Here is a 13538-nt window from a genome sequence, read left to right on the forward strand (position 1 = left end):
TGCGCATGAGTGCAACTCGAGTGTCGGGGGCGCCACACCGCGCCGAGGTGTCACCGGTCGGCGATCGCGTCCTCGATGTGCCGCGCCACCTGCTCCGGATGCGTCCGCGGCGCCCAGTGCCCCGCGTGGACGCTGCTCCTCGTCAGCCGCTCCACCCAGGGTTCCGCGGCTTCGAGGTGCTCTCTCACCACGAACGGGTCCTCGGTCAACTCGATCTGGTGAACGGGCACCGACACCACCGCCGGAACGCGCCCGCGCCCCACGTTGGCGCGGTACAGCCCCAACCCGTTGACCAACTCCCGCCGCCCCGCCCGCAACCACTTCCGGACGACCGGCACCCGCCACAGCACTTCGGCCACACCGGGCACCATGAACCCGGCGATGTACCACGACCGCCCCAGCACACCGGCCACCTTCACCGGCCGCAAGCGATTGCGCCTCACCCAATCGCCCAACTGCCCCAAATCGGGCCCGGAAACACTGGTGAACGACCGGAACAACTCGGGCCGAGCCACCACCGCCGCCCACCCCTGCACCGACCCCCAGTCGTGCCCCACGAGGTGAACCGGCTGCCCGACCTCCCCCACCACCGCCACCAAGTCCTCGACCAACCGCTCGACCCGATACCCCTCCACCCCACCGGGCTCTCCCGACCGCCCAGCCCCTCGCACGTCGTACCGAACCACCCGGAACCGCCGCCCCAACCTCTCCGCCACCCCGGCCCACACTTCCGACGTGTCCGGGTACCCGTGCACCAACACCACCGGCACCCCGCCCGCCACGCCTCCCTCCACCACCGAAATCCCCAGGTCACCGCTCCGAACCACCCAGCTGCGCCCACCTTCCACCCCGAAGAGGGTAGGGGGTGAAACCACCCCCCGGCCGTACGCTAAGCTTCCACCCGTAGCTGCGGCCCCCGTAGCTCAGGGGATAGAGCACCGCCCTCCGGAGGCGGGAGCGCAGGTTCGAATCCTGCCGGGGGCACTTAATTGATCAAGCTTCTCTGCAGGTCGGTCCTGTTCCTCCTGGGCGGCAGCGTGGACTGGGGAAGCTGAACCCTCAGGTCACGCCTTTTCGCGATGGTCTCCTATGGGGTATGGCGCCCGCGCTGCCCGTTTGATGGGGCTTTACAACGATGGGGGACGGGGTCATCCGCAGCGGATGACCCCGTCCCTTGAGATGCCAGTCACGTCCCTGGTCGTCTGGCCGGTGGGGCTGAAGGTGTTGTTGGTCCGACTTCGATCTCCATCACAGGAGTGATGGAGACCTTTCAGCCTCATCCTGCAGCGAGATGAAGTGCAAGGACGGCTCCGGTCGGGTTGGTGATGCGGGTGGTGGAGCAGCGGAGTCTGCGCGGTAGTCGTCGGGTCTTGAGGATCGATACCGCTCGTTCGCCGAGGGCGCGGGCGTGGGAGCGGTTGACTGCCAGCACGGAGTCCGCGGTGAATCGCGCCGCGTCGGCCAGTCCGAGTGCCGGTACGGCCAAGAGTTCGACCGCCTCGCGGATGTAGCGGCACACGGTGCCAGGCGGCTGATCTCACGGAGGTCGTCGATGAGGTTCGCCCGGTCCGACGGTATGGGCAGCCGAACGCGTTTGGTGCAGTCGATCGTGATGCGACGCTCCGACTTGCGGACCTGGCTGATCCGCAGGGACTCCGTCGACCTGATCCTGCCTGCGATCTGACCCACCAGTTCGGCGTGCTCGCGGATGCCGAACGACCAGAGCGAAGTGCCGCCGGGAACGGTGTTCCGGTCAACGCGCGCTTTGCTGCCGAAGTGAGTCCGGCTGATGGTCCGGACAGCACCCGAGTCGAGCACCCGCAGGGCCAGGTTCAGCCCGAAGTCGTGGTCGACGGCACCTGAGCGCAGCATGCGCCAGCCGCCGCCGAACGTGAGGGCGAAGGCCTGCTGACCGACGCGGACGAACAGGATCACCGAGGATTGGCCGCCCCGGAAGTCGAGCGATGTGCCGGTCAGACCCTCGATCAGTGCCACCCATGCGAGCCTGGTGGGCTCCGGGCTGCCCGCCACGAGCAGTGCCTCGTCGCCGAGCGCAGCGACAGGTGTCGCGACGTAGGTGTCGTCGGCGCTGTTCTTCGGGCGAGCCCAGCAGTCGGCGAACGCGACGCCCGGGCGCAGGCGGTAGAGGTTCGCCGTCCGAGTCGACTCCGGGGTTGGTGCGTAGGTTTCCACCGCGGTCACCTCCGGCTTCCGCGGTCGAGGTCGTGGTAGGCGGTGACCTCGACGACCGTGGCGGGGTTGACCCAGACCGACTGGGCTTCCGCGTGCCGCCACAGGTCTGCGGCACGGGACGGGCGGCCCTGGCGGGACTCGACGTTGCCCAGACCGAGGAGGGCGCGGGTCATCTCGTAGCGGCTATCCGCCTGCACTGCGAGTGCGACGGCTTCGCTGTAGTGGCGGCAGGCGTCGTCGAGACGGCCTGCGTGGAAGTCGACCCAGGCCAGGCAGTTGGTCCCCATGGTGGCCTCCAGCGGTTGCCGTGCCCGGGCTACCGCCTCGCGGGCGTACTCGGCGGCAACGTCGTGCTTGCCCATCGCCGCAGAGGCGAACGCCAGTCCACGCAGGGCGATCAAGGTGTTGCGCGTCAGGCCGGTAGACCGGTAGTAGTCGAGCGCGGCGTCGAGGTCGGCGATCGCATCCTCAGCGCGACCCTCGTACAGCCGCACCCAGGCGAGGCTGGATCGCGCGTCGATCTGCCCGCGCCGGTCTCCGGTCTCCGCGTGGATGATCTGGGCACGTCGGTGCGCCTCGGCGGCCGCCGCCAGATCACCCGTTTCCACGTGCGCCATACCGAGGCTGTTCAGGATCATCGCTTGGGCGACCTGATCGCCCAAGGCATCCGCGGTGGCGAGGGCGGTGCGGTGGGTGGTCACCCATGGCTCGAAGAGGCGGTCGGCGAAGAAGAACCCCCGCAGGACGAGCACGAGCTGCCAGGACCGTGCGTCACCGGACGCCAGCTCGACCACGCCGGTCAGCATGGGCCACGATGCACGCAACCATCTCCTCGCCGTGTCCGCGTCCTGGAACGGGAGCCGCGCAGGAGGAGGCGGTGTGCGCGGGAGGTAACGGTGTGGTTCGATCAGGCGATCGGCGGCCGCCGCTGCACCCAACGCGAGGTCGATGAGCCGCGACGTCGCGGCCTGGCGGTCCTGGTCGCACACGTCGGAGACTGCGCGGCGCACGGTGAACGCTCGAACCAGGTCGTGCAGCCTGATGTCACCGTGCTCGTCGCGGGTGATCAGATTGGCGTCGTGCAGCCGGTCGAGGACTTCCTCCACGGGTTCACCACCCAAGTCGAGCCAGGCCTCGATGGACCATTCCGCGATGGTTCCGTAGGGATGGATGGTGAGCAGGCCCAAGAGCTTGCGCTCCGCGGGCGGGAGAGTGCTGTAGGACAGGTCGAGCACGCCCGTGACGCTGCGTTCGCCATCGTCCAGCGCGGTCAGGAGACCGATGCGGCGGTTGACGAGCGCGGCGAACCGGGTCGCGGTCCACGATCCGGTAGCGAACCTGGACGCCGCGATCCGGATCGCCAGCGGGAGCCCGCCACACTGCTGCACCAGTCGCACCACGGCGGTGTCGTCGACCGAGGGACGCTCACCGCAGATTGCGCGGAACAGGGCGACCCCGTCGGAGTCGTCGAGCATCCTGAGCGGCACACGAATCGCTTCGTCCAACGCGGCGAGGTGGTGGCGGCTGGTCACGATCAGCCTGCTTGACGAGCCTGTGGGGAGCAGCGGAACGATCTGGTCGGTGGACCGCGCGTTGTCCAGCACGACCAGGACGTTGCGCGTGGAGAGGAAATCAGATCGGAAAGCGCTCACCGAGGCTGACCACGCCGCCGCGATCCGAGTCGGTGGTGAGGACAACCACCTGATCTCCATCGAGACGTCATGACCGACCGGCGTGCGGCTCTGGCCTCGCTGCGGATCAACTGGGCCAACACCCCCGACGACGTCTGGCAGGACTCCGCGTGGCACGTCGACGCCCTGCACGCCGAGGCGGTCGCGGCCATCGACAACGCCGTCGCCGACGCGCGCGGCAGCATCGGTCCCAGCCCGATCGGCCTGGTCCTGCAGGGGCAGAAAGGGGTGAGGAAGACGCACCTGCTGGGCCTAGTTCGGCAGCGGGCGCACGAGCGGGGCGGCTGATTCTTCCTCGACGACCTCACTGCGGGCGACGCGTTCTGGGAGAACACCGCCGAGTCGCTACGGCGCGGGCTCTCCCGCGACTCCGACGACGGGACCACCCAGCTGAGCCGGTTCCTCAGGCGTGCCTGCGAGCGCGGTCGCGTCAACCCGGATGTGGCCGGCCGCATCGTCGACGGGTCGTCGGTGACGCGGGAGGATCTCGACACGTTCCTCGCGGGCCTGCGCACGCTCGACCGGCAGGTCGCGATCGAGTGTTCCGACACCGCGCGGGCGATGGTGCTGTACGCGCGGCACGACCCCGGAACAAGCTACGTCGGTGAATGCCACCTGACCGAGGTCGACGAGGTCAAGTCCGATGAGCGGGCGCCCTGGGGCATCAGGGCGACTCCCAAACCCGCCATGACCCGGGTCCAGGACATCACCCGACTGCTGGCGCTGACCGGGCCGGTGGTGATCGGCGTGGACCAGCTCGACACCCTGATCGCCCAGTCTCGACGGCACCGCAGCGACTCCGGTTCAGCCGAGGACCTCCTGGTCGCGAGGATCGCCGACGGGCTAATGCGGTTGCGCGAGATCACCCGGCGCACGGTGACCGTACTGATGTGCCTGCCCAGCACCTGGTCGCGTATCGGCGCCGCGGCATCCGACACGGTGGGCGACCGGTTCCGCGAGTCGCTCATCCTCAACCGCATCGCCGACGGCGAAGTCGGGCGTGCTCTGGTTGAACGGCGCCTGTCCGTCGCCTACCAGGCGATGGGCTTCGACCCGCAGCACCCGACTTGGCCGGTCGCCGCCGAAGCCTTCGAGACAGGCTGGGAACCGCAGACACCGCGCGAGCTGTGGAAACGGCTCAGCGCTCACATCGACGCGAGCCTGCGGGCAGGCGAGATCAGCGAACTGAAGACCTTTGCCGATGACGACGCACGCGCTGCGGACCGGGACCACGCGGCGGTGGACCTGGCGGTCGAGCCGGGCCGGTTCGACGAGCTGAACGAGGAGTTCGAGGCGCTTCGGTCGGCCGCGGACGTCGAGTCGCTGCTCGACCCGGCCGCCGAGGACCACGAGGGCCGCGCGGTTCTGTCCGCCGCTCTGCGTTCGTGGGTCACCGAGCTGGGCGGGCACCGCATGGAATGGGAACGCGGTCCCGACGGGAGTGACCTGCACGTCCAGCTGATCCACACGGTGGACGAGGCGTCCGACCTCACCGAACAGTGGGCGTTCCGGATGATCTCAGCACCGCATCACAACGCCGTGCTCAGCCGCCTGCGCAAGGCCAAGTCCGCAGCAGGGCTCGAGGTGGGCGGCAGCAACCACCTGGTCATCATCCGCAACGGCGACTGGTCCCCGGGGCCGACCACGTCCGCGGAGGTTAAGGCGTTCGAGGCGGCCGGTGGCACGCGGTGCGTGATTTCCGACGACGATCTGCGGACGTTCTGGGCGCTGTCGCAGATCTGGACGGAAGCACGGAGTTCCTCGCATGGCTGGTCGATCGCAAGCCAGCGAGCAGCTCCAAGCTGTTGTCGAGCGTGTTGCCCACCGTCGTCGAGAGTGGTGGCGGTGACCGAAGCGCACCGCTATCGAACACGGTGCCGCTCGGGACCGCGGCGGGCGGCCGGGCGGTGACCGTTGAGCTGGCCGAGCTGCGTCAGCACGCCGCGGTGTTCGCCGGTTCGGGCTCCGGCAAGACCGTGCTGCTGCGCCGCATCGTGGAGGAGTGCGCCCTGCGCGGGGTGTCGGCGATCGTGCTGGACCCCAACAACGACCTTGCGCGGCTCGGCGATGCTTGGCCGGATCCTCCCTCGGCGTGGGCCGCCTGCGACGCCGACCTGGCACGACGCTATCTGGACGAGACCGACGTCGTGATCTGGACACCCGGCTGGAGTGCCGGGAGGCAGCTCACGCTGCGGCCGCTGCCGGACTTCACCGAGGTCCTCGGCGACCCCGACGAGTTCGAGGTCGCCGTCGAGATGGCGGCGGGGACGTTGGCGGCGCAACTGCGGATCGCGGGCACCACGGAGCGCGCGAACATCCGCCGAGCTGTGCTGCGTCAGGCGATCACCTATTACGCGACGAGCGGTGCGAGTGGTTTGCCCGGCTTGATCGCGCTTCTGTCCGATCTACCGAACGACGCCAGCATCCTCAACGACAGTCGCCGCATCGGCGCCGATCTAGCCGAGGCCCTCAAGGCGGCGATGGTGAACGACCCGCTGCTGGCGGGCACCGGTGAACCGGTCGACCCAGGAGTTCTCATCACTCCGTCCCGGGGCAAGCGGGCGAGGGTGTCGGTGATCAGTTTCGTCGGCCTCCGCGCGGAGGAGCAGCGGCGCAACTTCGTCAACCAGTTGCAGATGGAACTGTTCGCCTGGATCAAACGCAACCCGGCGGGCGACCGCCCCCTCGGCGCCCTGTACGTAATGGACGAGGCCCAGTCCTTCGCCGGGTCGGGATCGAAAACCGCCAGCACCCACAGCACGATCGTGTTGGCCTCCCAGGCTCGCAAGTACGGCCTCGGCCTGCTTTTCGCCACCCAGGCACCGAAGGGCTTGCACAACCAGGTGGTGGGGAACGCAAAGACCCAGTTCTACGGCCGCCTGAACAGCAACGTCCAGATCGAGGCGGTCAACGACCTCGCCCGAGCGAAGGGGACGCCGGTCAAAGACATCTCCCACTTGGCACGCGCGCAATTCTACATCTCGGGTGAGGCATCCGGCTTCCACAAGATCACTACACCGCTGTGCCTGACGCACCACCCCGCCGCGCCGCTCAGTCCGGAGAAGGTGATCGAGCGTGCCCGTGCCGCCAGAAGGAATCCATGACGAGCGTGGTTCCTAGAGCGCTATTCTGAAGGTTGATCTTGGGTGACAGCGCACCAACTCCGTCTGGGCAGGGTCGGTTCCCTTCCACAGGAGGGATCCACTACGAGGTGGGACTGTTGCGTTATCAGTGTCGACCGAGTGACCAGGTCGCTGTCCTACCGGCCCTCACGGCTTGCTCCGGCCGCGAGGTCTGACAGCAGCAGGGCGAGCACCCGCTCCTCGTGCACCGGGGAACGTGCGATGTCGTAGACGACCCGTAATCCGGCGACGGCAGCCGCAAGATCATCGGGGGCGTCGTGGTGACCGCTCAGGCCGCACTCCTCAGCATAAGTTCGCGCGTTGAAACGCCACGACAGCGCACCGGACGCTGGATCGCGCCGTCCTGTTCCGGCTCCTGCACGCGGGCGTCGCGATCGGGCAGCATGTCCTGTCGCAGTGCTTCGAGCTTGCTGTAGCAGAGCCGCCAGGCGCGGTCCTCGTCGCCTGGGTCCGGTAGTTCCCGGCGTGCGGCGCGGGTCGACTCGCGCGCGGACTCCACGCTTCGGCGTTCCGGTTCCTCCAGCCCGAGGGGCTGCGCGAGGCCCGCGTCGTACACCTCCCACCACACCGACAGCGCGGCATCCCGCCTGCGTTCCGCACTCTGGCGGCGTTCCTCGTGCCGGTCGAGAGTTTCTTCGGCTCGGGTGACCGTGACCAGCGCGCCCGCGAGCCGTTTCCCGAGTTCCTCGAGTTCCCGGTCGACCTGCTCCACCAGACGGTCAAGCTCGGCGCGGCGGTTCAACTGCGCGTGGACATCGCTGGTGAGTGCCTCTTCCGCGGTGCGCAGGCGGACCTCCGCTTTCCGCTTCCGCGCACGCAGGTCGTGCAGTTCGGCATCGACGCCGGCGAGCCTGCGCTGAGCGCCGGCCAGGTCGGTTCGCGCGCGTGTGAGAGTCGCAGTGCGCAGATCGAGCAGTTCCTTTCGGCGGGCCATTTCGTCCACGGCCTGGTGGTAGTCCCGCAAAGCCACGTCGTGGAGTGCCAGATCGGCCAGCGGGAAGGCGTGCTCGCCCGCATACGCGGAGAAGTCCGCCCAGGCGGTGTCCCTGGCGGATTCGCTCGCACGGTGGGTGTTCCTGGCCGAAACCGCCTTGCGTTCGCTGTCGGCTGCCTGCCGTTCCCTCTCCCGCATGGTGGTGACCGCGTCGGTGACCACACGCTCCCCAGGAAGCCTCCCTGACTCCTCGGCGAGGCGGCGCAGGTCGTCGTCGAGTTCCCCGATCCTGGCTTCTATCGCGCTGGTCGATTGCTCGAGCGCTGCCAGTCGAGTCCGCAGCCGGTCGACCTCCCGCTGCCTTGCGGACTCGCGGGCAGTGGCTCCCAGGTAGGAGGCGGGTCGGGCGACCTCGGCGCGTCCGGACAGGGCGGCACACCGCCACGTGCCGTCCGCCGCCAACCAGGTTCCAGCCGCATCGCCGTCGGGGCGGGAGTCGTGCCAGCCGATCGAGGTCAGCACGGCGTGGATGGCGGTCTGCGTGACACCGCCGACCGGAGTAGGTTCCAAGATCTGCGTCAGGCTCACGTCAACTCGGGATCCCCCCGCGCGCACCACCGTGTCCGCTTGTTCCCCGCCCTCCAGGGTGATCAGCTCGCCGTCAGCGCTCAGCCAGGCGTCGAGCACGCCCGCGGCGGCCAGAGTCGCCTCCAGCAGGTCGACCTTGTCCATCGACAACTCGTCGACGGGCTGCACACACCGCCAGAACGGCGCACCCAGCCTGCTGTCGGGCTCCGGCCGATCGCGACGGCGCCACGAGCCCGGAGGGGTTGGTGGGCGCTCCGTCTGATCGAGCACCCCGGCCAGTTCCGCTGTGACCTGCTCGTGTTCCGCCACGAGAGCACCGTGCTCGTGGACCAGTGCCGCGCGCCGCGATCTCAGCGTGTCGCGAACCCCCTCGACGTGCCGTGCGACCGCTGCGGCGGGGGAGATACCGCGCTGTTCGGCCGGAGCGCCCGCCGGGTCAACGGCGGTCAGCTCCGCCACCAGATCACACCAGGACTCGACGGTTCGTTCGTCAGCCTGGGCGAGGACGACGCTCGCGTTCCACTCCTGGGGCTGCCTGCGCAGGGTGTCCACTGCGGTCTCGACGCCGTCACGCGCCAGTTCCCGCTGTTCGGTAGCCTCGTTGAGGTCCGACTCCCGGTCGGCCAGCAGGTCGGCCGAACGCGCCGCGTTCGACTCGGCCCGGTCGAACTCCGCACGCAGTCGCTGCAACCGGGTGAAGCGCTCCCGGCGGACCAAGAGGTCGGCGCGCAACGCGGGCACGTCACGAGCGGGCAGGTGCCGAGCAGCCGACTGGTGCAGTCCGGCGGGGCGCCCGGCGGCCTGGACGCGTTCGGACGCTCGAACCACATCCGCTTCGGCCTGCTCGGCGGCGGAGGCGGCGTTTGCCTCCGACTCGGCGACTTCCACCATGTCCTCAGCCGCCACTGCGTGGCGGTCTTCGACTCCCACGAGTTGCCCGGTCAGGGCATCGAGCTGTTCACGAAGCCCTTCGACGCGGCTCGCCGCGCTCACGGCATCCTGGAACGCCTGGCTGTCCAGCAACTCGCGCAACTCCGTGCCGAGGTCGCCCCGGTGCGTTCGCGCCCGGCTGATGTCCTTGTCCAGCTTGTCGGCTTCACCTCGGGCAGTGGTCAACGCGGTTTCCGCAGCTCGGCGGTCTTTGGTGGTGCGGTCCAACTCAGTGGTCGCCGCGGTCAGCGCGTCGGCGCGGTGGCGCACGACGGTGCGCGCCCAGGGGGTCCAACCCGTGCGCACGAACGCCGCCAGCCGCACGGCCGCACTGCGGGTTTGGTCCACGGCCGTTCGCAGCTTCTCCAGGTTGTCCCACCCGTCGGCGAGCTGGGTGATCTCCGCGGTCGCGAGCGGTGGAAGGGCGGCACGCAGCGTCTCTGCGAGACTGGTGGGGTTGAGCCGTTCTCCCAGCTTGGGCTTGCGCAGTTGCTTGAGCAGCTCGGTCAGGTTGTCGTAGGCGTCGGAGCCCAGTCCGAACAGTTCGGAGGCTACCCTGGTGCGATATCGCGCGGCGCTGTCGGGCACCGTGACGCCGGGGACCTTCTTGAGCTCTTTATGGTCGAGCGGCCGGTCGGCCGTGGACAGCTTGAGGTCGCGTCCTGGACGCAGGTGGGTGATCAGGTGCCACGTGGTCACCGCGGAGGTGCCGCTACCGCGACGGGCACTGACACCCAGCCCGCAGACGAAGAACCGCGCCGTGCCGTCGTCGTCGAGCCTGCCGAACTCGGCCCAGGCATAACCCAGACCGGCGTCCGAAGGCGGACGGGGGGTCATCATCCTCACCCGTGGGCAACAAGTTGAAGCGCATCGTGCGGTGCTGGGATCCGAACGGATCGAGCACAGAAGCGCCGATCTCCCCGCGCAGCAGCATCAAGGTCGTCAGTTCGAGCACTTTCGTCTTGCCTGCTCCGTTGCCGCCGCGCAGCACCAGACGGCCGTCGGCGAACCAGAACTCCGCCTGGTCGTACTCCCACAGGTTGATGATGCCCACGCGCAAGGGCTGCCAGCGGTGGAGACCCGGCTCCGGGAGGCCACCCGTCATCGCTGCCGCCAGCCACCGCTCGCGGTCAGGTCCCGGTCGGGTCAACCTTCACCCTCCTCGTCAAGCCTCGCGTTCACGGCCACAACCCGCGGGTCGCGGTAGCGTGCCGCTGCGGCCGTCAACCACCATCTGTCCGGTGCTCCGGTCGGACGTAACAGGTCCAGCGCACCCAGCAGATCCCGTGCCGTGGATTCCACGGCGTTGCCCACGCGCAAGTCATTGGTCATCGCCTTGGAGTGCCGCTCCCGGACCGCGGTGGCCGCTGCACCCAGCTCGTCGGCTGTGACGACCGAATCTGCACCGTACGTCCTCACCAGCTCGTCAAGAACCATCAAGGCGGCGAAGTCGGCGGCACGCAGCCTCGGGAACGGCAGATCCGTGTCCGCCTCATCGGCGGCAATGAGCGCAATCCCTTCCGCGCGTTGCTCGACCACCCAGCCGGTCATCTCAGCGCACCAGGTCAGGACGCGGTGCCGCTGACCTGTCAGGTAAAACCGCTCTGCGTCGGTAAGGTCCTCGTGCAGGACCACGGGCAGTTCGACCAGCTTGCGCATCAAGCCGATCCGCGCCGCTGCCTCGTGGGGCGCTCCTGCATCGTGTCCTCCGGTGAGCGCGGCGCGCAACGAAGCAGGGTCGACCAGTCGCAGCAGCAACTCACGGCGGACTTCGTAAGCACCGCCGATCGCGTCACGGCGGTGCGCCCACCCCTCGCGCTGATCCTCGTCGTCACTAGCGGTCGGCCGCAGCGCCCCCACGGACACCAGCAGGTGGACAGCTTTGACGAACAGTGTGCGCTCGGCGAACCGGTCGGGGTCGTAGTGTGCGAGCTCGACGTCCTCGTGCGTGGAGAGCACCCGGACCCGGTCGGACAGATCCTGGGTGGTGGTGATGTCCTCGGCGTCCTCGGCCGCAGCCGCGGCCAGGATGGCCAGCACGAGCACCCGCCGGGTCGGCGGCTTGAACCGTCGGGGCGCGACGACGGCACCGTCAACAGGAAGCCGGAACAACCGGGCTGCGGAATCGGTCACCACCAGTCGATACCCGAGCCGCTGGGTGAACCACTCGCCCAACGTCGCGCGGTGTACCCGCACCAGCGGCCATATCTCGGGGTGGGTGCGCCGGTCGAGCACCGGCGAGCGGAGCAGGGCGGTGAACGCCCGTTGCCGGCCAGCAGCCTGGTGGTTCACGCGGGCTCCATCCCGAAGTACCAGTTCAAGGTCGTCATGCTGCCACTGTCGGCACGCAGGCTCGTGGTGTCGTGCGCCTGCGGTGGCCGACGTAGCGTGATCCGCCACCGACCGTCTCCGGTCACCGCGCTCTCCGACCGCGTCCGCCGCACGACGCCGACGAACTCCAACAGCAGGTTCAGTTCGGCGTCGGTGATCTCGCCCCAGCCGGCCAGGTGCGTTCCGGAACGTTGGCGCAGCGTCGCCTCCGCGCCGCTGCGGGCGGCTTGGGCGGCGAGCCTGGCCCGTCGGGCGGCACTCTTGCCGGTCGAGTAGTCCGGGATTTTCGTCCGCCTGCCGACCGCGGCGCGAGCGCCTTGTTCGCGGAAGCGGGCTGTGACCGGTGCGGGCGGTGCGGTGGTCCAGCTCAAGTCGCTGTCGTCGGCGGAGTCCGGCGCCAGCAGCAGGTGGCGTGCGGAGAACGCTCCGACTGCGGTGTCCCAGATTCGCCAGGCGCTCTCGTCGTCGGGAGCGCGTTCGACCGCGACGGCCAAGGCCAGGAGTTCAGCGCGGCGAGTGACCGCGCCACCGGTGTCCAACAGGAGGTTCATGTTGCGCGCCCACGGAGCGACCAGGTCACGCAGCTGGCGCCGCAGCCTCCGGGCCTGGCTGTCGGCACCGCCGAACCAGGAACCAAGCGCCTCCCAGGTGTGCTCCCAGCGGCGTGCCTGGGAGGCCACCACCTCGTCGTCCGCATCGGTGTCCAACGCGGCGCGAACGCACGCCCGCCACACGTCAGGGGTCAACAGCGGGTCCAGCTCGACCACCAGCTCCGCGATCCGCGGTGTGTGGACATCGACCTGCTCACCCCACATGCCGATGTAGGAACGCAGCGTCTGCCACAACAAGTCCTGCTTGGCTTGGTCCGGGCCACCCGACATGGCGTGTGCCAACGTGCGCTGCCACCCGCGAGCCGCAGTGGCCATCGCCTGGTGCATGGCGCCGACCTGCTGGAACTCCGTCGCCGCGACGGTGTACACCGCCTGGCGAATCGACTCCGCGAAGGCGATCAGCCGTTCGTGGATGGCACGCGGCGCCAACGTGAGATCACCCGCAGCCTCCTCGGTGTCGTCGACCGACGACCAGAAGACGTGCAGACCGGCTGCTCTCGGGGTGAGCTGGTACCGGTCACGCCGACGCAGGAAGTCCTCCCCAGAGCGTGCGGGTTCCTGCCAGCGGGTCAGAACCCGCCACTGCACCAACCGCTCCAACCGCGCGTCGAGGTGCAGGACCTCGGGAGCCAGCAAGCGGTCGACCACCTCGGCCGGCACCTGCGCGGCGAGGCGAGCGCGAACCCCGGCAGCCACCTCGTCGAAGGACAACCCGGTCAGGCTCGTGTCCTGCTCTGCCAACAGGACATCGACGATCACCCGGTACTGCGCCGCGAACCGCGAGGTCAGCGTGTGGGGCGGCATGGACCGGGTGGACCGCCAAGCTTTGAGACACGCTGATGCCCAGGTCGCAGCGTGACCACAACGCCCAACTCCACGCAGCGGAGCCGCCGCCAGCAACACAAGGCCACGGACCTCAACTTCGAGATCAACCTCGTTGACGGCGCCGAAGCTGAGCGCCTTGGCAGGCAACAGGCGGCGGTCATCCGCGACGTACTGCTGTGGCACCACCAAGACCGCAACAGCGCGCCACCGGACGCGAGCATCACCTGACCCCCTACAAGACGAAACTGGCCTGCACAACCAAGCACCCGCCCTGAAACCGCTGGTCAGCCCT

10 protein-coding genes, 1 tRNA gene and 2 pseudogenes are annotated in these 13538 nt (G+C 69.0%); 6 read left to right on the forward strand and 7 right to left on the reverse strand.

Annotation, left to right across the window (positions count from 1 at the left end; genetic code table 11):
- Positions 1-50: 50 nt before the first annotated feature.
- Positions 51-782, reverse strand: coding sequence for an alpha/beta fold hydrolase (locus A6A25_RS07680; RefSeq protein WP_158073688.1), 732 nt, complete (start codon positions 780-782; stop codon positions 51-53).
- A 130-nt stretch (positions 783-912) separates the two neighbouring features.
- On the opposite strand from A6A25_RS07680, the gene A6A25_RS07685 reads away from it, so the two are divergent.
- Positions 913-984, forward strand: a tRNA-Arg gene (locus A6A25_RS07685).
- A 292-nt stretch (positions 985-1276) separates the two neighbouring features.
- Here A6A25_RS07685 and A6A25_RS45255 read toward each other — a convergent pair.
- The 3 genes and pseudogenes from A6A25_RS45255 to A6A25_RS07700 form a co-directional block, all read right to left on the reverse strand.
- Positions 1277-1426 (reverse strand): annotated as a pseudogene (locus tag A6A25_RS45255) (IS5/IS1182 family transposase); the annotation flags it as partial.
- 110 nt (positions 1427-1536) lie between these two features.
- Positions 1537-2295: pseudogene (locus tag A6A25_RS45260) on the reverse strand (DUF6119 family protein); the annotation flags it as partial.
- Positions 2199-3668, reverse strand: a complete 1470-nt coding sequence (locus A6A25_RS07700; protein ID WP_158073690.1) for a hypothetical protein — start codon at positions 3666-3668, stop codon at positions 2199-2201. The pseudogene A6A25_RS45260 and the gene A6A25_RS07700, both read right to left, overlap by 97 nt.
- Positions 3669-3774: 106 nt before the next feature.
- Between A6A25_RS07700 and A6A25_RS43860 the strand changes: the two genes are divergently transcribed.
- The 4 genes from A6A25_RS43860 (at position 3775) to A6A25_RS45275 (ending at position 6988) form a co-directional block, all read left to right on the forward strand.
- On the forward strand, positions 3775-3918 hold the full coding sequence (locus tag A6A25_RS43860) for a hypothetical protein (protein WP_158073691.1): 144 nt from the start codon (positions 3775-3777) through the stop codon (positions 3916-3918).
- On the forward strand, positions 3915-4172 hold the full coding sequence (locus A6A25_RS45265; RefSeq protein ID WP_083668083.1) for a hypothetical protein: 258 nt from the start codon (positions 3915-3917) through the stop codon (positions 4170-4172). The genes A6A25_RS43860 and A6A25_RS45265 overlap by 4 nt, the downstream gene beginning before the upstream one ends.
- A gap of 273 nt (positions 4173-4445) precedes the next feature.
- Positions 4446-5795, forward strand: a complete 1350-nt coding sequence (locus A6A25_RS45270) for a hypothetical protein (protein ID WP_241828540.1) — start codon at positions 4446-4448, stop codon at positions 5793-5795.
- On the forward strand, positions 5792-6988 hold the full coding sequence (locus A6A25_RS45275; RefSeq protein ID WP_338013198.1) for an ATP-binding protein: 1197 nt from the start codon (positions 5792-5794) through the stop codon (positions 6986-6988). The genes A6A25_RS45270 and A6A25_RS45275 overlap by 4 nt, the downstream gene beginning before the upstream one ends.
- 307 nt (positions 6989-7295) lie before the next feature.
- Here the strand turns inward: A6A25_RS45275 and A6A25_RS07710 are convergent, their stop codons facing one another.
- The 3 genes from A6A25_RS07710 to A6A25_RS07720 form a co-directional block, all read right to left on the reverse strand.
- Complete coding sequence (locus A6A25_RS07710) at positions 7296-10316, reverse strand: TIGR02680 family protein (RefSeq protein WP_158073692.1); 3021 nt, start codon at positions 10314-10316, stop codon at positions 7296-7298.
- A 309-nt stretch (positions 10317-10625) separates the two neighbouring features.
- On the reverse strand, positions 10626-11771 hold the full coding sequence (locus A6A25_RS07715) for a TIGR02678 family protein (protein WP_073887192.1): 1146 nt from the start codon (positions 11769-11771) through the stop codon (positions 10626-10628).
- Complete coding sequence (locus A6A25_RS07720; protein WP_083668087.1) at positions 11768-13225, reverse strand: DUF2397 domain-containing protein; 1458 nt, start codon at positions 13223-13225, stop codon at positions 11768-11770. Before A6A25_RS07720 ends, A6A25_RS07715 begins: the two co-directional genes overlap by 4 nt.
- A 51-nt stretch (positions 13226-13276) precedes the next feature.
- On the opposite strand from A6A25_RS07720, the gene A6A25_RS42125 reads away from it, so the two are divergent.
- Positions 13277-13474 (forward strand): hypothetical protein, encoded by a 198-nt coding sequence (locus A6A25_RS42125; protein WP_083668089.1) that lies wholly within the window; start codon positions 13277-13279, stop codon positions 13472-13474.
- The last annotated feature ends 64 nt before the right edge of the window (positions 13475-13538 follow it).

Source organism: Saccharothrix sp. CB00851, assembly GCF_001905065.1.
In the GTDB taxonomy this organism is placed as follows: Bacteria; Actinomycetota; Actinomycetes; order Mycobacteriales; family Pseudonocardiaceae; genus Actinosynnema.

Excerpts from the sequence above, each read along its gene's own strand:
- A6A25_RS07710 (WP_158073692.1), bottom strand. The coding sequence starts at position 10,316 with ATGACCCCCCGTCCGCCTTCGGACGCCGGTCTGGGTTATGCCTGGGCC.
- A6A25_RS45270 (WP_241828540.1), top strand. The coding sequence starts at position 4,446 with ATGGTGCTGTACGCGCGGCACGACCCCGGAACAAGCTACGTCGGTGAA.
- A6A25_RS45265 (WP_083668083.1), top strand. The coding sequence starts at position 3,915 with ATGACCGACCGGCGTGCGGCTCTGGCCTCGCTGCGGATCAACTGGGCC.
- A6A25_RS07700 (WP_158073690.1), bottom strand. The coding sequence starts at position 3,668 with ATGCTCGACGACTCCGACGGGGTCGCCCTGTTCCGCGCAATCTGCGGT.
- A6A25_RS07720 (WP_083668087.1), bottom strand. The coding sequence starts at position 13,225 with ATGCCGCCCCACACGCTGACCTCGCGGTTCGCGGCGCAGTACCGGGTG.